At 54.6% G+C, this 22,579-nt stretch carries 17 protein-coding genes, 2 tRNA genes and 2 rRNA genes; 8 read left to right on the top strand and 13 right to left on the bottom strand.

Going from position 1 to position 22,579, the window contains the following annotated elements; all coding sequences use genetic code 11:
* Positions 1 to 49: 49 nt before the first annotated feature.
* From AC2TE5_RS04265 to gmhB, 5 genes are all read right to left on the bottom strand, one after another.
* Positions 50 to 2,954: ribosomal RNA gene (locus AC2TE5_RS04265) — 23S ribosomal RNA — on the bottom strand.
* A 180-nt stretch (positions 2,955 to 3,134) separates the two neighbouring features.
* Positions 3,135 to 3,210, bottom strand: a tRNA-Ala gene (locus tag AC2TE5_RS04260).
* A 42-nt stretch (positions 3,211 to 3,252) separates the two neighbouring features.
* Positions 3,253 to 3,329 (bottom strand) — tRNA-Ile (locus AC2TE5_RS04255).
* A gap of 69 nt (positions 3,330 to 3,398) precedes the next feature.
* Positions 3,399 to 4,938, bottom strand: a 16S ribosomal RNA gene (locus AC2TE5_RS04250).
* The 16S and 23S rRNA genes sit together here with 2 tRNA genes alongside, the layout of an rRNA operon.
* A gap of 368 nt (positions 4,939 to 5,306) precedes the next feature.
* The gene (gene gmhB / locus AC2TE5_RS04245) at positions 5,307 to 5,873 is read right to left on the bottom strand and encodes a D-glycero-beta-D-manno-heptose 1,7-bisphosphate 7-phosphatase (protein ID WP_029741186.1); all 567 of its coding nucleotides are present in this window, start codon (positions 5,871 to 5,873) and stop codon (positions 5,307 to 5,309) included.
* Between the two features lie 188 nt (positions 5,874 to 6,061).
* On the opposite strand from gmhB, the gene metN reads away from it, so the two are divergent.
* The 6 genes from metN (at position 6,062) to proS (ending at position 11,641) form a co-directional block, all read left to right on the top strand.
* On the top strand, positions 6,062 to 7,093 hold the full coding sequence (gene metN / locus AC2TE5_RS04240) for a methionine ABC transporter ATP-binding protein MetN (RefSeq protein WP_484612711.1): 1,032 nt from the start codon (positions 6,062 to 6,064) through the stop codon (positions 7,091 to 7,093).
* Positions 7,086 to 7,739: a methionine ABC transporter permease MetI gene (locus tag AC2TE5_RS04235; protein WP_014168730.1), complete on the top strand. Its 654-nt coding sequence runs from the start codon at positions 7,086 to 7,088 to the stop codon at positions 7,737 to 7,739. The genes metN and AC2TE5_RS04235 overlap by 8 nt, the downstream gene beginning before the upstream one ends.
* 40 nt (positions 7,740 to 7,779) lie before the next feature.
* Positions 7,780 to 8,595 (top strand): methionine ABC transporter substrate-binding lipoprotein MetQ, encoded by an 816-nt coding sequence (gene metQ, locus AC2TE5_RS04230; RefSeq protein ID WP_193941881.1) that lies wholly within the window; start codon positions 7,780 to 7,782, stop codon positions 8,593 to 8,595.
* Positions 8,596 to 8,701: 106 nt separating this feature from the next.
* On the top strand, positions 8,702 to 9,106 hold the full coding sequence (gene rcsF, locus AC2TE5_RS04225; protein ID WP_008501883.1) for an Rcs stress response system protein RcsF: 405 nt from the start codon (positions 8,702 to 8,704) through the stop codon (positions 9,104 to 9,106).
* Entirely contained in the window at positions 9,103 to 9,810 is a 708-nt protein-coding gene (gene tsaA / locus AC2TE5_RS04220) for a tRNA (N6-threonylcarbamoyladenosine(37)-N6)-methyltransferase TrmO (RefSeq protein WP_484612710.1), read from the top strand. Before rcsF ends, tsaA begins: the two co-directional genes overlap by 4 nt.
* A 112-nt stretch (positions 9,811 to 9,922) precedes the next feature.
* Positions 9,923 to 11,641, top strand: a complete 1,719-nt coding sequence (gene proS / locus AC2TE5_RS04215; RefSeq protein ID WP_033144681.1) for a proline--tRNA ligase — start codon at positions 9,923 to 9,925, stop codon at positions 11,639 to 11,641.
* A 47-nt stretch (positions 11,642 to 11,688) separates the two neighbouring features.
* Here the strand turns inward: proS and nlpE are convergent, their stop codons facing one another.
* The 3 genes from nlpE to AC2TE5_RS04200 are packed head-to-tail and all read right to left on the bottom strand — an operon-like array spanning position 11,689 to position 13,386.
* A complete protein-coding gene (nlpE, locus tag AC2TE5_RS04210) occupies positions 11,689 to 12,387 on the bottom strand; it encodes an envelope stress response activation lipoprotein NlpE (protein WP_032660574.1) in 699 nt (232 codons plus the stop codon).
* 34 nt (positions 12,388 to 12,421) lie between these two features.
* Positions 12,422 to 12,844, bottom strand: coding sequence for an alternative ribosome rescue aminoacyl-tRNA hydrolase ArfB (arfB, locus tag AC2TE5_RS04205; protein WP_213329273.1), 423 nt, complete (start codon positions 12,842 to 12,844; stop codon positions 12,422 to 12,424).
* Positions 12,841 to 13,386: a YaeQ family protein gene (locus AC2TE5_RS04200; RefSeq protein ID WP_063145198.1), complete on the bottom strand. Its 546-nt coding sequence runs from the start codon at positions 13,384 to 13,386 to the stop codon at positions 12,841 to 12,843. The genes arfB and AC2TE5_RS04200 overlap by 4 nt, the downstream gene beginning before the upstream one ends.
* A gap of 196 nt (positions 13,387 to 13,582) precedes the next feature.
* On the opposite strand from AC2TE5_RS04200, the gene AC2TE5_RS04195 reads away from it, so the two are divergent.
* Together AC2TE5_RS04195 and rof are read left to right on the top strand one after the other, a co-directional pair.
* A complete protein-coding gene (locus tag AC2TE5_RS04195) occupies positions 13,583 to 13,783 on the top strand; it encodes a YaeP family protein (protein WP_006173580.1) in 201 nt (66 codons plus the stop codon).
* The gene (rof, locus tag AC2TE5_RS04190) at positions 13,770 to 14,030 is read left to right on the top strand and encodes a Rho-binding antiterminator (protein WP_008501890.1); all 261 of its coding nucleotides are present in this window, start codon (positions 13,770 to 13,772) and stop codon (positions 14,028 to 14,030) included. The genes AC2TE5_RS04195 and rof overlap by 14 nt, the downstream gene beginning before the upstream one ends.
* Before the next feature lie 28 nt (positions 14,031 to 14,058).
* Here rof and tilS read toward each other — a convergent pair whose 3' ends face one another.
* From tilS to dnaE, 5 genes are all read right to left on the bottom strand, one after another.
* A complete protein-coding gene (gene tilS, locus AC2TE5_RS04185; protein ID WP_484612709.1) occupies positions 14,059 to 15,348 on the bottom strand; it encodes a tRNA lysidine(34) synthetase TilS in 1,290 nt (429 codons plus the stop codon).
* A gap of 58 nt (positions 15,349 to 15,406) precedes the next feature.
* On the bottom strand, positions 15,407 to 15,796 hold the full coding sequence (locus AC2TE5_RS04180; protein WP_023334583.1) for a VOC family protein: 390 nt from the start codon (positions 15,794 to 15,796) through the stop codon (positions 15,407 to 15,409).
* Between the two features lie 65 nt (positions 15,797 to 15,861).
* A complete protein-coding gene (locus AC2TE5_RS04175; RefSeq protein WP_484612708.1) occupies positions 15,862 to 17,994 on the bottom strand; it encodes a lysine decarboxylase LdcC in 2,133 nt (710 codons plus the stop codon).
* A 100-nt stretch (positions 17,995 to 18,094) separates the two neighbouring features.
* Positions 18,095 to 19,054 (bottom strand): acetyl-CoA carboxylase carboxyl transferase subunit alpha, encoded by a 960-nt coding sequence (gene accA / locus AC2TE5_RS04170; RefSeq protein WP_023310466.1) that lies wholly within the window; start codon positions 19,052 to 19,054, stop codon positions 18,095 to 18,097.
* A gap of 12 nt (positions 19,055 to 19,066) precedes the next feature.
* On the bottom strand, positions 19,067 to 22,549 hold the full coding sequence (gene dnaE / locus AC2TE5_RS04165; RefSeq protein ID WP_484612707.1) for a DNA polymerase III subunit alpha: 3,483 nt from the start codon (positions 22,547 to 22,549) through the stop codon (positions 19,067 to 19,069).
* Between the last annotated feature and the right edge of the window lie 30 nt (positions 22,550 to 22,579).

Raw genomic sequence — 22,579 nt, 5'->3', positions numbered from 1 at the left:
AAGCTGAGTTGAATGTGTCGTCTCTTCGCCGAAACAGCTTCGGCGTTGTAAGGTTAAGCCTCACGGTTCATTAGTATCGGTTAGCTCAACGCATCGCTGCGCTTACACACCCGACCTATCAACGTCGTAGTCTTCAACGTTCCTTCAGGACCCTTAAAGGGTCAGGGAGAACTCATCTCGGGGCAAGTTTCGTGCTTAGATGCTTTCAGCACTTATCTTTTCCGCATTTAGCTACCGGGCAATGCCATTGGCATGACAACCCGAACACCAGTGATGCGTCCACTCCGGTCCTCTCGTACTAGGAGCAGCCCCCCTCAATTCTCCAGCGCCCACGGCAGATAGGGACCGAACTGTCTCACGACGTTCTAAACCCAGCTCGCGTACCACTTTAAATGGCGAACAGCCATACCCTTGGGACCTACTTCAGCCCCAGGATGTGATGAGCCGACATCGAGGTGCCAAACACCGCCGTCGATATGAACTCTTGGGCGGTATCAGCCTGTTATCCCCGGAGTACCTTTTATCCGTTGAGCGATGGCCCTTCCATTCAGAACCACCGGATCACTATGACCTGCTTTCGCACCTGCTCGAGCCGTCACTCTCGCAGTCAAGCTAGCTTATGCCATTGCACTAACCTCCTGATGTCCGACCAGGATTAGCTAACCTTCGTGCTCCTCCGTTACTCTTTGGGAGGAGACCGCCCCAGTCAAACTACCCACCAGACACTGTCCGCAACCCGGATTACGGGTCTACGTTAGAACACCAGCCATTAAAGGGTGGTATTTCAAGGTCGGCTCCACGCAGACTGGCGTCCACGCTTCAAAGCCTCCCACCTATCCTACACATCAAGGACCAGTGTTCAGTGTCAAGCTATAGTAAAGGTTCACGGGGTCTTTCCGTCTTGCCGCGGGTACACTGCATCTTCACAGCGAGTTCAATTTCACTGAGTCTCGGGTGGAGACAGCCTGGCCATCATTACGCCATTCGTGCAGGTCGGAACTTACCCGACAAGGAATTTCGCTACCTTAGGACCGTTATAGTTACGGCCGCCGTTTACCGGGGCTTCGATCAAGAGCTTCGCGTTGCCGCTAACCCCATCAATTAACCTTCCGGCACCGGGCAGGCGTCACACCGTATACGTCCACTTTCGTGTTTGCACAGTGCTGTGTTTTTAATAAACAGTTGCAGCCAGCTGGTATCTTCGACTGATTTCAGCTCCACCCGCAGGGGCTTCACCTACACATCAGCGTGCCTTCTCCCGAAGTTACGGCACCATTTTGCCTAGTTCCTTCACCCGAGTTCTCTCAAGCGCCTTGGTATTCTCTACCTGACCACCTGTGTCGGTTTGGGGTACGATTTGATGTTACCTGATGCTTAGAGGCTTTTCCTGGAAGCAGGGCATTTGTTACTTCAGCACCGTAGTGCCTCGTCATCACACCTCAGCGTTAATAAGGTACCGGATTTACCTGGAACCTCCGCCTACATGCTTAAACCGGGACAACCGTCGCCCGGCTAACATAGCCTTCTCCGTCCCCCCTTCGCAGTAACACCAAGTACAGGAATATTAACCTGTTTCCCATCGACTACGCCTTTCGGCCTCGCCTTAGGGGTCGACTCACCCTGCCCCGATTAACGTTGGACAGGAACCCTTGGTCTTCCGGCGTGCGGGCTTTTCACCCGCATTATCGTTACTTATGTCAGCATTCGCACTTCTGATACCTCCAGCACCCCTCACAGGACACCTTCAACGGCTTACAGAACGCTCCCCTACCCAACAACACCTAAGTGTCGCTGCCGCAGCTTCGGTGCATGGTTTAGCCCCGTTACATCTTCCGCGCAGGCCGACTCGACCAGTGAGCTATTACGCTTTCTTTAAATGATGGCTGCTTCTAAGCCAACATCCTGGCTGTCTGTGCCTTCCCACATCGTTTCCCACTTAACCATGACTTTGGGACCTTAGCTGGCGGTCTGGGTTGTTTCCCTCTTCACGACGGACGTTAGCACCCGCCGTGTGTTCCCGTGATAACATTCTTCGGTATTCGTAGTTTGCATCGGGTTGGTAAGCCGGGATGGCCCCCTAGCCGAAACAGTGCTCTACCCCCGAAGATGAGTTCACGAGGCGCTACCTAAATAGCTTTCGGGGAGAACCAGCTATCTCCCGGTTTGATTGGCCTTTCACCCCCAGCCACAAGTCATCCGCTAATTTTTCAACATTAGTCGGTTCGGTCCTCCAGTTAGTGTTACCCAACCTTCAACCTGCCCATGGCTAGATCACCGGGTTTCGGGTCTATACCCTGCAACTTAACGCCCAGTTAAGACTCGGTTTCCCTTCGGCTCCCCTATACGGTTAACCTTGCTACAGAATATAAGTCGCTGACCCATTATACAAAAGGTACGCAGTCACACCACGAAGGTGCTCCCACTGCTTGTACGTACACGGTTTCAGGTTCTTTTTCACTCCCCTCGCCGGGGTTCTTTTCGCCTTTCCCTCACGGTACTGGTTCACTATCGGTCAGTCAGGAGTATTTAGCCTTGGAGGATGGTCCCCCCATATTCAGACAGGATACCACGTGTCCCGCCCTACTCTTCGAGTTCACAACCTGTGTGCTTTCGTGTACGGGGCTATCACCCTGTATCGCCGGACTTTCCAGACCGTTCCACTAACACACAAGCTGATTCAGACTCTGGGCTGCTCCCCGTTCGCTCGCCGCTACTGGGGGAATCTCGGTTGATTTCTTTTCCTCGGGGTACTTAGATGTTTCAGTTCCCCCGGTTCGCCTCGTTAACCTATGTATTCAGTTAACGATAGTGTGACGAATCACACTGGGTTTCCCCATTCGGACATCGCCGGGTCAAAGGTTCATATCACCTCGCCGGCGCTTTTCGCAGATTAGCACGTCCTTCATCGCCTCTGACTGCCAGGGCATCCACCGTGTACGCTTAGTCGCTTAACCTCACAACCCGAAGATGTTTCTTTCGATTCATCACCGACTTGCGAAAATTTGAGAGACTCGAACACACATAACATGTGTGTCGTTTCAATTTTCAGCTTGATCCAGATTTTTAAAGAGCAAAACTTCGCAGTGCACCTTTTCAGGTTCACTCTGAAGTTTTCTTGTGTTCGCAGTAAAAGATGGTGGAGCTATGCGGGATCGAACCGCAGACCTCCTGCGTGCAAAGCAGGCGCTCTCCCAGCTGAGCTATAGCCCCATCGTTTTTAATCTCTGTACCGCTCATCCTTTAAAAGGAGTTTGGTAGGCCTGAGTGGACTTGAACCACCGACCTCACCCTTATCAGGGGTGCGCTCTAACCACCTGAGCTACAAGCCTGCAGAGATTTTTACTGCTGTTTTTCATCAGACAATCTGTGTGAGCACTACAAAGGCAGGTTCTTTAAGGTAAGGAGGTGATCCAACCGCAGGTTCCCCTACGGTTACCTTGTTACGACTTCACCCCAGTCATGAATCACAAAGTGGTAAGCGCCCTCCCGAAGGTTAAGCTACCTACTTCTTTTGCAACCCACTCCCATGGTGTGACGGGCGGTGTGTACAAGGCCCGGGAACGTATTCACCGTAGCATTCTGATCTACGATTACTAGCGATTCCGACTTCATGGAGTCGAGTTGCAGACTCCAATCCGGACTACGACGCACTTTATGAGGTCCGCTTGCTCTCGCGAGGTCGCTTCTCTTTGTATGCGCCATTGTAGCACGTGTGTAGCCCTACTCGTAAGGGCCATGATGACTTGACGTCATCCCCACCTTCCTCCAGTTTATCACTGGCAGTCTCCTTTGAGTTCCCGGCCGAACCGCTGGCAACAAAGGATAAGGGTTGCGCTCGTTGCGGGACTTAACCCAACATTTCACAACACGAGCTGACGACAGCCATGCAGCACCTGTCTCAGAGTTCCCGAAGGCACCAAAGCATCTCTGCTAAGTTCTCTGGATGTCAAGAGTAGGTAAGGTTCTTCGCGTTGCATCGAATTAAACCACATGCTCCACCGCTTGTGCGGGCCCCCGTCAATTCATTTGAGTTTTAACCTTGCGGCCGTACTCCCCAGGCGGTCGACTTAACGCGTTAGCTCCGGAAGCCACTCCTCAAGGGAACAACCTCCAAGTCGACATCGTTTACGGCGTGGACTACCAGGGTATCTAATCCTGTTTGCTCCCCACGCTTTCGCACCTGAGCGTCAGTCTTTGTCCAGGGGGCCGCCTTCGCCACCGGTATTCCTCCAGATCTCTACGCATTTCACCGCTACACCTGGAATTCTACCCCCCTCTACAAGACTCTAGCCTGCCAGTTTCGAATGCAGTTCCCAGGTTGAGCCCGGGGATTTCACATCCGACTTGACAGACCGCCTGCGTGCGCTTTACGCCCAGTAATTCCGATTAACGCTTGCACCCTCCGTATTACCGCGGCTGCTGGCACGGAGTTAGCCGGTGCTTCTTCTGCGGGTAACGTCAATCGACAAGGTTATTAACCTTATCGCCTTCCTCCCCGCTGAAAGTACTTTACAACCCGAAGGCCTTCTTCATACACGCGGCATGGCTGCATCAGGCTTGCGCCCATTGTGCAATATTCCCCACTGCTGCCTCCCGTAGGAGTCTGGACCGTGTCTCAGTTCCAGTGTGGCTGGTCATCCTCTCAGACCAGCTAGGGATCGTCGCCTAGGTGAGCCGTTACCCCACCTACTAGCTAATCCCATCTGGGCACATCTGATGGCAAGAGGCCCGAAGGTCCCCCTCTTTGGTCTTGCGACGTTATGCGGTATTAGCTACCGTTTCCAGTAGTTATCCCCCTCCATCAGGCAGTTTCCCAGACATTACTCACCCGTCCGCCGCTCGTCACCCAGGAGCAAGCTCCCTGTGCTACCGCTCGACTTGCATGTGTTAGGCCTGCCGCCAGCGTTCAATCTGAGCCATGATCAAACTCTTCAATTTAAGTTTGATGCTCGTGAATTAAACTTCGTAATGAATTACGTATGTTCACTCAGAGACTTGGTATTCATTTATTGTCCGAAGACATTAAGAATCCATGTCACTTTGAGTGCCCACACAGATTGTCTGATAAATTGTTAAAGAGCAGTGCAACGCGGCTTTCGCTCACCGTTGCGAGGTGGCGTATATTACGCTTTCCTCTTTCAGAGTCAACCCGTTATTTCAGGATTTTTTCTCTTCAACCGACCGGGTTGTTTGTGAAGTGATTCACATCCGCCGTGTCGATGGAGGCGCATTATAGGGGGCCGCCGAGGAATGACAAGCGGAAAAATGCATTTTTATTTCAACCGCTCATCTTTTCGCCAAAAAGGCTATTTTTGGTGCTTTTTAATCTCTTTTGGCAGATCGGCCAGACTATTAATCACCCAATCCGCTGCATTTTCTGCTTCTGGCGTCACCGGCTTACCGGTGCGAACTAATATTTTGGTCCCTACACCCGCTGCTGCTGCTGCCTGCATATCTTCCAGTTTATCGCCCACCATATAAGAAGCGGACATATCAATGTGCAGGAACTCCTGCGCAGAGATGAACATCCCCGGATGCGGCTTACGGCAGTCACAGGTCTGGCGATACGCTTCTACCGTTCCCTGCGGGTGGTGCGGACAATAGTAGATGCCGTCGAGATCCACGCCGCGATCGGCCAGCGACCAGTCCATCCATTCCGTTAGCGTTTCGAACTGCGCTTCGGTGAATTTACCGCGTGCAATACCGGACTGGTTCGTCACCACCACCAGCGCATAGCCCATCTCTTTCAGCTGGCGCATGGCATCTATTACGCCCTCGATAAACTCGAACTCATCAATCTCATGGACATAACCGTGATCCACATTAATAGTGCCGTCACGATCGAGAAAAATTGCGGGTACTGATTTTGCCACCGGTTTGCTCCTGAAAAAGGCATGTTCGACTAGTATCTCATGAATCGCAGCGCAATAAAGTGCTCATCGTACAGAGTTGGATTGATTTAGACGTCTGGATGCCTTAACATCCGTTTTGTTTACGGTCATCACCCGTATCTGGCAGAAGAAAATGCCACGGCTAACTTACATACGATAAAAATAATCTAATGATTAAACTTTCCAATATCACCAAAGTGTTCCAGCAGGGGAACCGAACCATTCAGGCGCTGAACAACGTCAGCCTGCATGTTCCTGCTGGTCAAATTTATGGCGTCATTGGCGCATCGGGTGCAGGTAAAAGCACGCTGATTCGTTGTGTTAACCTGCTTGAGCGCCCAACTGAGGGCAACGTAGAAGTTGGCGGCCAGGAACTTACCGCCCTCTCAGAGAAAGAACTCACCAAAGCGCGTCGTCAGATTGGCATGATCTTCCAGCACTTTAACCTGCTGGCCTCCCGCACCGTGTTCGGCAACGTTGCCTTACCGCTTGAGCTGGATAACACGCCAAAAGAAGAAGTGAAGCGTCGCGTCACCGAGCTGCTCGACCTCGTGGGTCTGGGCGACAAACATGATAGCTACCCGGCAAACCTGTCCGGTGGGCAAAAACAGCGTGTGGCCATTGCCCGCGCGCTGGCAAGCAATCCTAAGGTACTGCTGTGTGATGAAGCCACCAGCGCACTGGATCCGGCAACCACGCGTTCGATTCTGGAACTGCTGAAAGACATTAACCGTCGCCTGGGCCTGACGATCCTCCTTATTACGCACGAGATGGACGTGGTGAAACGCATCTGCGACTGCGTGGCGGTCATCAGCAACGGTGAGCTGATCGAGCAGGACACGGTAAGTGAAGTGTTCTCGCATCCGAAGACGCCGCTGGCGCAGCAGTTCATCCAGTCAACCCTGCATCTGGATATCCCGGAAGATTATCTGGAGCGTTTGAAAACCGAACCCGCAGCAGACAGCGTCCCGATGCTGCGCATGGAGTTCACCGGTCAGTCCGTTGACGCTCCCCTGCTTTCCGAAACCGCGCGTCGCTTTAACGTGAACAACAACATTATCAGCGCGCAGATGGATTACGCCGGTGGCGTGAAGTTCGGCATCATGCTGACAGAAATGCACGGCACCCAAGAAGAAACCCAGGCCGCGATTGCCTGGCTGCAAGAACACCACGTAAAAGTAGAGGTACTGGGTTATGTCTGAGCCGATGATGTGGCTGCTGGTTCGCGGCGTTTGGGAAACGCTGGCAATGACCTTTGTCTCTGGCTTCTTTGGATTTGTGATTGGCCTGCCGGTCGGCGTATTGCTGTACGTGACGCGTCCGGGTCAAATCATTGAGAACGCGAAGCTGTACCGTACGCTCTCTGCGCTGGTGAACATCTTCCGTTCTATTCCCTTCATTATCCTGCTGGTGTGGATGATTCCGTTTACCCGCGTGATCGTCGGAACGTCCATCGGTCTGCAGGCGGCCATCGTTCCGCTGACCGTAGGCGCAGCGCCGTTTATCGCCCGTATGGTGGAAAACGCCCTGCTAGAAATCCCGACAGGTCTGATTGAGGCTTCCCGCGCAATGGGAGCAACGCCAATGCAGATCGTGCGCAAAGTCCTGCTCCCGGAAGCACTGCCGGGCCTGGTGAACGCGGCAACCATCACGCTTATCACGCTGGTCGGGTATTCCGCAATGGGCGGTGCCGTTGGCGCTGGCGGTTTAGGTCAGATTGGTTACCAGTACGGCTATATTGGATATAACGCTACCGTGATGAATACCGTTCTGGTATTGCTGGTTGTTCTGGTTTATTTAATCCAGTTCTCTGGCGATCGCATCGTCCGGACCGTTACTCACAAATAACGTTACACACAACACAAACTCTACGAGTTAAGGATAAAACATGGCGTTTAAATTAAAGACCTTTGCAGCAGTAGGCGCGCTGATCGGCTCTCTGGCACTGGTGGGTTGCGGTCAGGACGAAAAAGATCCAAACCACATTAAAGTGGGCGTTATCGTGGGTGCAGAACAACAGGTTGCAGAAGTTGCTCAGAAAGTGGCAAAAGAGAAGTATGGCCTGGACGTTGAGCTGGTGACCTTCAACGATTACGTTCTGCCGAACGAAGCGCTGAGCAAAGGCGATATCGACGCTAACGCCTTCCAGCATAAACCATATCTGGATCAGCAGATCAAAGATCGTGGCTATAAACTGGTGGGTATCGGTAACACCTTCGTTTATCCAATTGCCGGTTACTCCAAGAAAATTAAATCGCTGGACGAACTGCAGCCGGGCTCTCAGGTGGCCGTGCCTAACGACCCAACCAACCTTGGTCGTTCCCTGCTGCTGCTGCAGAAAGTGGGCCTGATCAAACTGAAAGACGGTGTTGGCCTGCTGCCAACCGTTCTGGATGTCACCGAAAACCCGAAAAATCTGAAAATTGTTGAACTGGAAGCACCGCAGCTGCCACGTTCTCTGGACGATGCACAGATTGCCCTGGCCGTGATCAACACCACTTACGCCAGCCAGATTGGCCTGACGCCAGCCAAAGACGGTATCTTCGTTGAAGATAAAGACTCTCCGTACGTTAACCTGATCGTGACTCGCGAAGACAACAAAGACGCGGAAAACGTGAAGAAATTCGTTCAGGCTTATCAGTCTGATGAAGTTTACCAGGAAGCCAACAAAGTGTTTAACGGCGGCGCTGTTAAAGGCTGGTAATCTCACCTCAGTGTAATATCATCAGGACGGGCTTATGCCCGTCTTGTCATTTGTGCAGTCAACTGATTCAATATCTGACGTTTTGATTATCCATTGAGGAAATATTATGCGTGCTTTACCGATCTGTCTTTTAGCACTCATGCTGAGCGGCTGTTCTATGCTAAGCAGATCTCCCGTTGAACCTGTTCAAAGCACGGCAACCCCGCCAAAAACCGAGCCTGCGAAACCGAAAGTGGTTCGCCCTGCGCCGGTTCGCATTATCACGAAAGCAGACGAACTCGTCGGTAAACCGTTCCGTGAACTGGGCGAAGTGAGCGGCGAATCCTGTCAGGCGACCAATCAGGACTCACCACCGAATATTCCGACAGCGCGTAAACGTATGCAGATTAATGCCGCAAAAATGAAAGCCAACGCGGTCCTGCTGCACAGCTGTGAAGTCACCAGCGGCACGCCGGGCTGCTACCGTCAGGCGGTTTGCATCGGTTCTGCGCTGAACATCACGGCGAAATGAGTGCATTTCAGTTCGAGCAGATAGGCGTTATCCACTCTCCTTATAAAGAGAAGTTCGCCGTCCCCCGCCAGCCCGGTCTTGTGACCAGCGGAAGCGGTGAGCTTCACCTGATTGCGCCTTACAATCAGGCCGATGCGGTACGCGGGCTCGAGGCTTTCAGCCATTTATGGGTGGTGTTCGTGTTTCACCAGACGATGGAAGGCGGCTGGCGTCCGACCGTGCGCCCTCCTCGTCTTGGCGGAAATGCGAGAATGGGCGTGTTTGCGACTCGCTCGACCTTCCGCCCAAACCCGGTTGGCATGTCGCTGGTTGAACTGAAAGGCATACGCTGCCAGAAAGATCGGGTGATACTGGAGTTAGGTAGCCTGGACCTGGTAGACGGCACGCCGGTAATCGACATCAAACCCTATTTGCCCTTCGCCGAAGCCCTCCCGGACGCGCGTGCAAGCTATGCTCAGGACGCGCCGCAGGCGGACATGCCTGTTTATTTTACGCCCGAGATAACCGCGCAGCTCGGTCAACTGGAGAAACGCTATCCTCGCTTACGGGATTTCATCACTGAAGTTCTGGCACAGGACCCTCGTCCGGCCTACCGTAAAGAAGAGGAAGCAGGAAAAACGTACGCCGTCTGGCTGCTGGATTTTAACGTTCGCTGGCGCGTCACCGGGGCAGGTTTTGAAGTGTTTGCCCTTGAACCCAGGTAATTTTGTTCTCCTCTCTTTTGGCATCTTTGCCACACTGGTAAACTAAACCACTTTTTTTGTGTCAGGCTGGTGTTTCAGCCTGTTCCAATCGTCGAAATGGAACCGTAACAACATGCGTACTAGCCAATATCTGCTCTCCACTCTGAAGGAGACGCCTGCCGACGCCGAAGTGATCAGCCATCAGCTGATGCTGCGCGCCGGGATGATCCGCAAGCTGGCCTCCGGGTTATATACCTGGCTGCCGACCGGCGTGCGCGTCCTGAAAAAAGTCGAAAACATCGTGCGTGAAGAGATGAACAACGCCGGTGCTATCGAGGTGTCCATGCCTGTGGTTCAGCCCGCTGACCTGTGGCAGGAGAGTGGACGTTGGGAACAATATGGTCCTGAACTGCTGCGCTTCGTCGATCGCGGCGAGCGTCCGTTCGTTCTCGGCCCAACGCATGAAGAAGTTATTACCGACCTGATTCGTAATGAGCTGAGCTCTTACAAACAGCTGCCGCTGAACTTCTTCCAGATCCAGACCAAGTTCCGTGACGAAGTTCGCCCACGTTTCGGCGTCATGCGCTCTCGCGAATTCCTGATGAAAGATGCCTACTCTTTCCATACCTCTCAGGAATCACTGCAAGAGACTTACGACGCAATGTACGCGGCATACAGCAAAATCTTCTCCCGCATGGGTCTGGATTTCCGTGCTGTGCAGGCTGATACCGGCTCCATCGGCGGTAGCGCATCCCATGAGTTCCAGGTACTGGCGCAGAGCGGTGAAGACGACGTGATCTTCTCTGACTCTTCAGACTACGCGGCCAACATCGAATTTGCAGAAGCGCTGGCACCAAAAGAACCACGCGGCGCGGCAACGCAAGAGATGACGCTGGTTGATACGCCAAACGCGAAAACCATCGCCGAGCTGGTTGAGCAGTTCAATCTGCCAGTCGAAAAAACCGTGAAAACGCTGCTGGTGAAATCCACCGAAGGTAGCGCTTACCCGCTGGTTGCCCTGCTGGTGCGTGGCGATCACGAGCTGAACGAAGTGAAAGCCGAGAAGCTGCCGCAGGTAGCCAGCCCGCTGACGTTCGCAACGGAAGCGGAAATCCGCGCAGTTGTGAATGCGGGTCCAGGTTCACTGGGTCCAGTCAACCTGCCGGTGCCGGTTGTTATTGACCGCACGGTTGCTGCAATGAGCGACTTCTCTGCAGGTGCGAACATCGACGGTAAACACTACTTCGGCATCAACTGGGATCGCGACGTGGCGACGCCGGAAGTGGCTGACATCCGTAACGTGGTTGCAGGCGATCCAAGCCCGGACGGTCAGGGTACCCTGATGATTAAGCGCGGCATCGAAGTCGGTCACATCTTCCAGCTGGGCGATAAATACTCTCGCGCGCTGAACGCCGCTGTTCAGGGTGAAGATGGCCGTAACCAGATCCTGACCATGGGTTGTTACGGTATCGGGGTGACGCGCGTGGTGGCTGCGGCAATTGAGCAGAACTACGACGAGCGCGGCATCGTCTGGCCGGACAATATCGCGCCGTTCCAGGTGGCTATTTTGCCAATGAACATGCACAAGTCTTACCGCGTACAGGAGCTGGCCGAGAAGCTGTATGCCGAGCTGCGCGCTCAGGGTATCGAAGTGCTGATGGATGACCGTAAAGAGCGTCCGGGCGTGATGTTTGCCGATATGGAACTGATCGGTATCCCGCACACCGTCGTCATCGGTGACCGCAACCTCGACAGCGATGAGATTGAATACAAATACCGTCGCAGCGGCGAAAAACAGATGATCAAGACCGGCGACATTCTTGATTACCTGGTGAAAGCCATCAAAGGCTAAACAAAAAACCCCGCTCAGGCGGGGTTTTTTAATGGCTCAACGTCAGCTTATTTACTGTTACAGTCTTTACCCGCGACAAACTTCGCGTCTTTATCTGCCACCAGCGTTTTCACCATCTCTCCGCTATCCGGGTTTGGCTCCAGCGTAAAGTGGCCGTCAACCGTCAGCAGTACCGGCTTGCTGTCATTGCCGCGTGCCACAGCGTAATCACGTTCAAGCTGCGCATTGTTTGCCACGCTGACCTTCCTGCCGGTTGCGCAGTCGGTAAAGATCGCCGCATCCGCCATATAGAAGTACATCCCCCGCATTGCCATCGGCGTGGCAGGCAGAGCCGCTTTTACCGGCGCAAGCGTGTAGTTGAACTGAGATTCAATCGGGTTGCCTTCGCGGTCAAGCATCTCCATCCCCTCACCTTTGGCGCGGAAAAAGGTTTTCTCACCGGTGGTATCCGTCAGGACCAGCTTCTCAGCCGTGCGCGCCCATGTTCCATAAGTTGCAAAAGAAGAAGGCTCTTTTGCGCCCTGATAGCGCTGGTTCATCACCCAGGTGCCGTCTTTTTGCAGGAACAGAGACGTTTCAATACCTTCGCAGTCCGCGCAAGGCAATACGCCGCGCCAGCTTTGCTGCATTGGTTTTAATTCTTCCGTTTGCGTGGGTTGTAAAACCTGCGTTTCGGAGCGGTTGTTACACCCGAAAAGCGCAAACAGCGTACTCGCTGCCAGCGCTGACCATAATACTTTTTTCACAATGAATTCCTTATGAAAAGTGTGTTCCCTTTCGTCACTCTGTCGGGCGACGAACTTTACCGCGTAGTGCTTTCACTGTGGATTTTTGGGCCTTCGAGGACAACCGACGCTCTTTCGATGCGCGGGTTGGCCGCGTTGCCCGGCGGCTTTTTTGTACTGCCGTTAACTCTTTGATGACCGCCACCAGCCTGGCTATTGCCGCTTCCCGGTTGAGCTCCTGGCTACGGTACTCCTGGGCTTTGATCACAATCACGCCATCGCTGGTGATCAGGTGATGGCTGGCGGCAAGCAGGCTTTCTTTATAATACTCTGGCAGGCTTGAGGCCCGAATGTCAAAACGCAAATGGATAGCCGTCGACGCCTTGTTGACGTGCTGCCCACCAGCCCCCTGCGCACGAATGGCGGTGATCTCCAGCTCGTTGTCAGGAATGCAGACGTTTCGGGACAAGACGATCATGACGCGGGTTGCCACGCCGTTAAATGAATTTCCAGATTATTCTGAGAATCAGAGAGCCAGATGGCGCCGTCCTGAATCGTCGCCTGCAAAACCATGGTCCGGCTGGCAAACTCGCTCAACTGCGCCAGCTGCTCATCATCCAGATACCAGACCGTGAGATTTTTAAACTGTCCGCACTTGCTCTTGTTTTGCTGCCACCAGATCTCCGCAGCGCGCTGATTATACGCGAATAAGGCCACTTTAGCGGACTGGGTGCAGGCCTTCTTAATTCTGCGCTCGTCCGGCAGTCCGAGTTCGATCCACAAATCGATACCCAGATGATCGTTGCGCAGCCAGGCTTCAGGCTCGTCTTCTGCGCTTAATCCACGGGTAAACTGCAGACGCTCGTCGGCATACTTAATCCACGCCAGCAGGCGCAGCATCATGCGCTCCTGGGTTTCAGAGGGGTGGCGTGCCAGAGTAAGCGACGCGTCCAGGAACTGGTTGCGATCCAGATCGGCCACATTGACCACTGCTTTATAAATTGTCGCTTTCAGCGCCATGAGAGAACTCCATTCGAATCAGGCGCACATTGTAGCGAAAACCGCGGCAAAAGGCTGTTACAGGGTGTTAAATACACCACTATCAAGGCTCTGATATTGCTTAAATGAGTATGGTATAGTCACCTTGCTAAACCGAGTTTATCTTCGTAGGCTTAATGAGATCTCACAGTAAGTCAGTGCGCTGGCGGGAGGGGATGTGAATAATTATTGTGAGTTAATTCGCAAACGGTATGCGGAAATCGCCAGCGGAGATCTGGGGTATATCCCGGACGCGCTGGGCTGTGTATTGAAGGTGCTTAATGAAGTGGCCTCTGATGAGAGCCTTTCAGAGTCGGTCAGGGAAAAAGCAGCGTATGCTGCGGCGAATTTACTGGTGAGCGATTATGTCGATGAATGATACTTATCAACCCATCAATTGTGATGACTATGACAACCTCGAACTCGCCTGCCAGCATCATTTATTACTGACGCTGGAGCTAAAAGATGGCGAAGTGTTGAAGGCGAAAGCCAGCGATCTGGTTTCACGAAAGAATGTGGAATATCTGATAGTGGAAGACGCCGGTGCGACGCGTGAGCTGCGTCTGGACAAAATAGCCAGCTTCAGCCACCCGCAAATCGGCACCGTCGTGGTGAGCGAATCCTGATGACACTAACGGGCAGCCTGGCTGCCCGTTACGCTTTCTGCCACTCAAAACGGACACCCTCTTCTGACCACCCCTCTTCCGTGATGAAAACCCCTGCCGCAGCGATAAGCGTTTCACCGTAGAACAGTAGCGGCGTGGTGTCGCGCAGCCACGGCGGCACGTTACACTCTTGCCATATTTTCTTCAGCTTCCGCCCCCCGTTGCGCCCGACGATATGCAGCATGCCGCCAGCCTTAAAGCGCACGGTGACCGATTCACCGGGCTTCGGCAGCCGCACGTGACCAGACGGCAGGAGAGAGACGCGTCCTGCCTCACAGGGCAATATCAGCGGTGCGTCAGGAGAAAGCCAGTCGAGCACCACATCGGTCAGTGAGGGCGTGGATTTTATCCACCAGAGTTCGCCTTTATAGCGTCTCACCTCAAAACCGTTCAGATGGACGCACGGGGAAGCATCATCCCGCGCCAGGGCGACTTCGTCCCAGATACGGATCAGCATTGTCCGCGACGGCATCGCGGCGCGATGAAAGGCCAGCCAGCGTCGTAACAGCGCGGCGCGACGTACCGGGCTCATCGCTTTCATCGGTGCGATCGCCAACGCCCCGTCGGCAGAAATGAGTCCAGCCAGCTCGTCGCTCAGCAGCTCATCCAGCAACGACTCCTGTTCGGCGCACAGCATGGCGCTTCTTGCCGTCGCGTCGGCGAAATGCGGCCAGCGCTCGCCTAAAAGCGGGAGGACGCGCAGACGCAGGAAGTTACGGTCATAGCCGTCATCCTGGTTACTCTCATCTTCGATCCAGTTCAGCTGATGTTCTCGCGCCCAGGCTTCCAGTGAGGCACGCGTCTCGCCAAGCAGCGGACGCAGTAGCGTTGTGCCGGCAAATTCAGAACGCGCCGGCATGGCAGAAAGCCCCGCCGGCCCGCTGCCCCGCTTAAGCGCCAGCAGAAAGGTTTCACACTGATCGTCCAGATGCTGGGCCGTGACCAGCGCTTCTCCAGTACGTAATGCCGAGGCAAACGCGGCATAGCGGGCTTTACGCGCCTGCGCCTCGATGCCCAGCCCTTCCTCCGCAAGCGTGACGCGCTCAACAATGAGCGGGATCGCCCAGGACGCACATAAGGCTTCGCAGTGCGCCACCCACTCCTCTGCGTGAGGACTTAATCCGTGGTGAATATGCATCGCCCGAAGCTGGACGTCAGGTTCCCGATCGCGCCAGCACTTAAGGCGATGCAGCAACACGGTGGAATCCAGGCCACCGCTAAACCCCACCAGCAGCTGGCGGTACGGTGAAACGGCTTTTGCGATAGCGGGTAAGGTCATAGGAGATTACACATAAAAAATGCCCGAACTGAGCGGGCATTATCACACAGGACAACCATTACTGCTGATAAAGCTCCAGCGGCAGGCCGTCCGGGTCGTTGAAAAAGGTAAAGCGCTTGTCGGTGAAGGGATCGACGCGAATCGCTTCGCACGTCACGCCGTGTGCTTCCAGATGTTTGACGGCGCTATCCAGGTCATCGACGCTGAAGGCAAGATGACGCAGGCCACAGGCTTCCGGGCGGGACGGACGCGCAGGCGGAAAAGGAAAAGAGAACAGCTCAATCACATATTGCCCGTTTAACGCCAGGTCGCCCTTCCAGGAGTCACGCTCCTCGCGGTAGGCCTCGCTCATGAGCGTAAAGCCCAGGATGTCGCAGTAGAAGGCCTTACTTTTCGCGTAATCGGTCGCAATGATCGCAATATGATGAACAGCTTTTAAACCCAGCATAGCTTCTCCTTTTTATGATGCCTGAACGTTACAACCGAAAACCCGCGCCTGGCAAGCGGTCACCCTTATTTTAGGACTCGCACCCAGTAAACGCCGTTCTCGTCGCGCTTCGCACCGTGGATATCCGTCTCAAAGCCCGGATAATGGCGCCCGACAGAGCAGAGCATCAGCAGGAAATCGAGCACGGCCCGACTCTCTTCGGTGATCATCTCTCCCGGCATCAGGAGCGGTACGCCCGGCGGATAAGGCAGGATCATGTTGGCCGATACGCGTCCGACCAGGTTTTCCAGCTCGACGGTTTCGATCTCCCCTTTCACCTGGCGCTGCCACGCCTTGTGCGGGGTAAACTTCATCTCCGGTAATACATCGAACGCCTGAAGCATCAGACGCGGCAGATCGTGCTGACGGATCAGCCTGTGGATCCCCTGGGCCAGATCCTGAATGCGCATATTTCGATAGAAGTCAGGATCCTCCGCGTAGAGATCCGGGAGCATATTCTTCACCCGCAGGTTGAGATCGTAGGCGCGCTTAAACTCCATCAGGCCGCGCAACAACCCCATCGCCCGGGTTTTATCAATGCCAATGCTGAACAGGAACAGCAGGTTATAAGGACCGGTTTTCTCCACCACCACGCCACGTTCATCAAGGAATTTCGCCACCAGCGCGGCCGGAATACCTTCATCGCCCATCCTGCCCTGCTCATCCATGCCCGGCGTCAGGATCGTCACTTTGACCGGGTCGAGGAACATATGGTCGCTATCGGCATCCCGGAATCCATGCCAGTCTTCGCCGGGCGAGACGGGCCAGCATTCGGCTTCATCAATCTCTTCCGGCTGCCAGATATCAAAGAACCAGCCGTCGGCTTCATCTTTCAGCCGCTGAACCTCTTTGCGGAAATGCAGCGCGCGCTCCACCGAACGATTGATGAGGCGTTTGCCCGGATTGCCGCGCAGCATCGCCGCGGCCGTTTCAATGGAGGCCACCAGCGGATAGCTCGGTGAGGTGGTGGTATGCATCATAAAGGCTTCGTTGAACGTGTCTTCGTCATACTCGCCTTTGATGTGAATGAGCGAAGCCTGGGAAAACGCCGCCAGCATTTTATGCGTCGACTGCGTTTCGAAGAACACTTTACCCGGCACGCGTTCACCGCTCATGCCGCTTTTACCGGCGTAAATCGGATGGAAATTGGTGTATGGCACCCATGCGGAATCGAAGTGGATCGACGGCACGTCGAGCGTCTTTTTGATCCAGTTCGTGTTGTACAGCAGACCGTCGTAGGTCGAGTTGGTGATGACCGCATGAACAGGCCAGCTTGCGCCAGGAATTGCCGCGACCTTACTTTCAATCGCGTCATGGGTGAACTCCCGGCGCGGAATCCCCCCAAGAATACCGAGCGCGTTACGCGTGGGCGACAGCCAGATCGGTACGACGTCGCTCATCATCAGCAGGTGTGCCAGTGATTTATGGCAGTTACGGTCAATCAGCAAGGTGCTGCCAGCGGGCGCAGCGTACATCCCGACGATTTTGTTCGAGGTCGAGGTGCCGTTGGTCACCATATAGCTCTGCTCGGCGCCAAAGGTGCGAGCGATATACTCTTCGGCTTCCAGATGCGGGCCGGTGTGATCCAGCAGAGAGCCTAGTTCGGTGACTGAAATCGACACGTCCGCTTTCAGGGTGTTGCCACCAAAAAAATCATAGAACAGGCAGCCCACCGGGCTTTTTTGATAAGCCGTTCCCGCCATATGACCCGGCGTACAGAAGGTATATTTACCCTCCTTCACGTAGGTGAAGAGCGCGCGGGTAAACGGCGGCGTAATGTTGTCGAGGTACTCACCGGTATATTGCTGAATGCGGGTCGCAATATCATCCGCCACGCCGAGGGAATATTCAAAAAACCACAGCGCCATACGCATATCGTTGGCGCTGACGTCCATGGTGGAATGGGTATTAATAAACGCGTACAGCGGGAGGTATTCGTTCAGCTTGTTGATATCGCTGCACAGTTCGAGATCGTATTCGTCCCAGTCGAAGATCACGCCGCAGATACGCGGGTTATGCTCGATGAACTTCAGCAGGTCGGCGCTGTTGTGCGGCCAGATTAGCTGATACCCGCGCGACTGCAGGGATTGCTCCAGCTCCTTAATTGGCTCATCTTTATAAAAGACGCCGTGCGGCCCCATTATGGCAATGATATTCATGGGCTTCCTCCTTAAAAAACATTAGCTAAGCATAGTCCGGCTAAACCGCAGGTATAAAAAAAGCCGCAACAGTGTGCGGCTTTTCAGATAATTGTGAAGCTTACGCGTAACCGTAGGTCATCAGACGCTGGTAGCGGCGGTTGAGCAGATCGTCTTTGCTCAGCACGTCCAGATCCGCCAGGTCAGCCAGCAGCTGCGCTTTCAGGGAAGCCGCCATCACTTCCGGCTTACGATGCGCACCACCCAGCGGTTCCGGGATAATGGAATCGATCAGCTTAAGCTCTTTCAGGCGTGGCGCAATGATGCCCATTGCTTCTGCAGCCAGCGGCGCTTTGTCGGCGCTTTTCCACAGAATGGACGCGCAGCCTTCCGGGGAGATAACGGAATAGGTGCTGTACTGCAGCATATTCACTTTATCGCCCACGCCAATCGCCAGCGCACCGCCGGAACCACCCTCGCCGATAACGGTACAGATGACCGGCACCTTCAGACGAGACATCTCGCGCAGGTTGCGCGCGATGGCCTCAGACTGACCGCGCTCTTCCGCGCCCACGCCAGGGTATGCACCCGGGGTGTCGATGAAGGTGATGATTGGCATGTTGAAACGCTCAGCCATCTCCATCAGGCGCAGGGCTTTACGGTAGCCTTCTGGTGCTGGCATACCAAAGTTACGACGGATTTTCTCTTTGGTTTCACGACCTTTCTGATGACCAATGATCATCACCGGGCGTCCGTCCAGACGCGCGATACCGCCAACGATAGCTTTATCGTCAGCATATGCGCGATCGCCTGCCAGTTCGTCAAATTCGTCAAACGCCAGGCGGACATAATCCAGGGTGTACGGACGCTGTGGATGGCGAGCCAGCTGGGCCACCTGCCATGCGCCGAGATCGGCAAAGATTTTGCGCGTCAGCTCTACGCTTTTCTCGCGCAGACGATGCACTTCTTCGTCGATGTTAATATCCAGTTTTTCATCCTGACGGCTTACCGCTGTCAGAGAATCGATTTTCGCTTCCAGCTCAGCAATCGGCTGTTCGAAATCAAGGAAATTCAGACTCATAGTATTCCTGTATTAGTCAAACTCCAGTTCCACCTGCTCCGAACCAATGAGGCCACGGAGATCGTTCAGTAAACGATCGCTCGGAGAAACACGCCACGTTGCACCAAAGCGCAACCGCGCACGTGCATCCGCCCTCTGATAGTAGAGATGTACTGGAATTGTCCCCGAGCGGTGGGGTTCCAGAGACTGACGGAGTCGGTTTAAAAGCTGGTCATCAATTTGCCTGTCCGTCAGCGAGATAGCAAGCCCGCGAGCATATTTTTCCCGGGCTTCGTCAATGTCCATCACTTCGCGGGCGGTCATTTTAAGCCCCCCGCTGAAGTCATCAAAGCTGACCTGTCCGCTGACGATAAGTATGCGGTCTTTTTCCAGCAATTGCTGGTATTTATCCAGCGCGTCGGTGAACAACATCACCTCCAGACGCCCGGAACGGTCATCCAACGTACAGATGCCAATACGATTGCCGCGCTTGGTGACCATAACCCTTGCGGCAATCACGAGCCCCGCAGCCGTGGTGATTTTACCACGTTCTGTCGGATGCATGTCTTTAAGCCTGTGGCCGCCGACATAGCGCTCAATTTCTTTAATGTACTGGTTGATCGGGTGCCCCGTCAGGTACAAGCCTAACGTCTCACGCTCCCCATCCAGTACCACCTGTTCTGGCCACGGCTGGCAGTTGGAATAAGACTGCTCGATCTGCTCCGGCTCTTCCGCCAGCACCCCGAACATATCCGCCTGACCAATGGCTTCCGCTTTTGCATGCTGATCCGCCGCTTTCAGCGCGTCGCCCAGCGAGTTCATCAGCGCGGCGCGGTGCGGCCCCAGCCTGTCAAACGCGCCGGACATGATCAGTTTTTCCAGCACGCGACGGTTCAGTTTTTTGGTGTCGGTACGGGCGCAAAGATCGAACAGCTCGCGGAAATACCCGCCGTTGTTACGCGCTTCGATGATCGCCTCGATCGGACCTTCACCCACGCCTTTGATTGCGCCGATCCCGTAAACGATCTCTCCGTCGTCGTTAACGTGGAAATGGTAGAGCCCTGAGTTAATATCCGGCGGCAGGATCTTAAGCCCCATGCGCCAGCACTCGTCCACCAGGCCCACCACCTTCTCGGTGTTGTCCATATCGGCCGTCATTACCGCCGCCATAAATTCAGCAGGATAGTGCGCTTTCAGCCACAGCGTTTGATACGACACCAAAGCATAGGCGGCGGAGTGGGATTTGTTAAATCCGTACCCGGCGAATTTCTCCACCAGGTCGAAGATCTTAATCGCCAGCTCACCGTCAACGCCGTTTTTTCTCGCGCCTTCTTCGAAAGTGCCTCGCTGCTTGGCCATCTCTTCCGGCTTTTTCTTACCCATCGCACGACGCAGCATGTCCGCGCCGCCGAGGGTATAGCCGGAAAGCACCTGGGCAATCTGCATGACCTGTTCCTGATACAGGATGATGCCGTAGGTTGGCTCCAGTACCGGCTTCAGGCTTTCATGCTGCCACTGAACGTCCGGGTAAGAAATCTCTTCGCGCCCGTGCTTACGGTCGATAAAGTTATCTACCATCCCTGACTGCAGCGGGCCCGGACGGAACAGGGCAACCAGTGCGATCATATCTTCGAAGCAGTCGGGCTGCAGACGTTTAATCAGATCTTTCATGCCGCGCGATTCAAGCTGGAAGACCGCGGTGGTCTCCGAGCGCTGCAGCATGTCGAAACTTTTCTTGTCATCCAGCGGGATGGCGGCAATGTCTATCGGCTCAAGGCCCTGCTTCTCCCGGCGCGGGTTGATCATCTTCAGCGCCCAGTCGATGATCGTCAGCGTACGCAGGCCGAGGAAGTCAAACTTCACCAGCCCGGCGTATTCCACGTCGTTCTTATCAAACTGAGTAACCGGATGCTCACCCGCTTCATCGCAGTAGAGCGGCGCGAAGTCGGTAATTTTGGTCGGCGCGATAACCACGCCCCCCGCATGCTTACCGGCGTTACGCGTGACGCCTTCCAGCTTGCGCGCCATGTCGATCAGCGCTTTAACTTCTTCGTCGGCTTCGTAGATTTCCGGCAGCTGAGGCTCAGCTTCAAACGCTTTTGCCAGCGTCATGCCCGGATCGGGCGGCACCAGCTTAGAAATACGATCGACAAAGCCGTACGGGTGGCCCAGCACGCGGCCAACGTCACGGATTACCGCTTTTGCCGCCATCGTACCGAACGTAATAATCTGCGATACCGCATCACGGCCGTACATATCGGCGACGTGCTCGATCACCTGGTCGCGTTTCTCCATGCAGAAGTCGACGTCAAAGTCGGGCATGGAAACACGTTCCGGGTTGAGGAAACGTTCGAACAGCAGGTCGAATTCCAGCGGATCGAGGTCGGTAATTTTAAGCGCATAGGCCACAAGCGATCCTGCACCGGAGCCACGCCCCGGTCCGACAGGTACGCCGTTATCCTTCGACCACTGGATAAACTCCATGACGATCAGGAAGTAGCCGGGGAAACCCATCTGGTTGATGACCTGGAGTTCAATATCCAGACGTTCATCGTACGGCGGCCGCTTCTCTTTGCGAACGGCCTCATCCGGGAACAGGAATTCCAGACGCTCTTCAAGACCTTCTTTTGATTTCACGACCAGGAAATCTTCCGTGGTCATATCACCCGTCGGGAACTGCGGCAGGAAGTATTCGCCGAGGCGGACGGTGACGTTACAGCGCTTGGCGATCTCTACGCTGTTTTCCAGCGCTTCAGGGATATCGGAGAAGAGTTCACACATCTCCTCCTCGCTGCGCATGTACTGTTGAGCGGAGTAATTACGCGGCCGTTTGGGATCGTCCAGCGTGAAGCCATCGTGGATCGCCACGCGAATTTCGTGAGCGTCAAAATCCCCCGGCTCGAGGAACCGCACATCGTTTGTCGCGACGACGGGCAGCCCGCGTTCTTCCGCAAGTGCGACCGCCGCGTGCAGATAGCTCTCTTCGTCCTGGCGACCGGTGCGGATCAGCTCCAGATAATAACGATCCGGGAAATACTCTTCATAGAACGAGACGCACTGATCCACCAGCGCGCTATTGCCGCGCAGCAGGCATTTGCCGACATCCCCCATACGGCCGCCAGAGATCAGCAGCAGCCCTTCGTTCAGCTCAGCCAGCCAGTCCCTGTCGATCCACGGGCCCAGCGCACCGTATCCGCGCTGATAGGCTTTTGAGATAAGCAGAGTGAGGTTTTGATAGCCCGTGTTGTTCATCGCCAGCACGGAGATTTGCGTCATTTCATCGCCGACGAGATCGCTTTGCACATGAAAATCTGCGCCGACGATAGGCTTCATCCCCGCGCCGTGCGCCGTTCCGTAGAACTTCACCAGGCCACACAGGTTGGTAAAATCGGTGATCGCCAGCGCGGGCATGCCAAGGGAGGCCGCCTTTTTTACCAGCGGCCCGGTCTTCGCCAGCCCATCGATCATGGAGTAGTCGCTATGCACCCGCAGGTGTACGAAACGTGGTTCAGCCATCTTCAGATTCCGCGTTACTTAATTGCTTGC

Source organism: Enterobacter sp. N5-15, from assembly GCF_057221635.1.
Note: the sequence above shows the minus strand (reverse complement) of the source record. Positions and strands in the feature narration are given on the sequence as shown.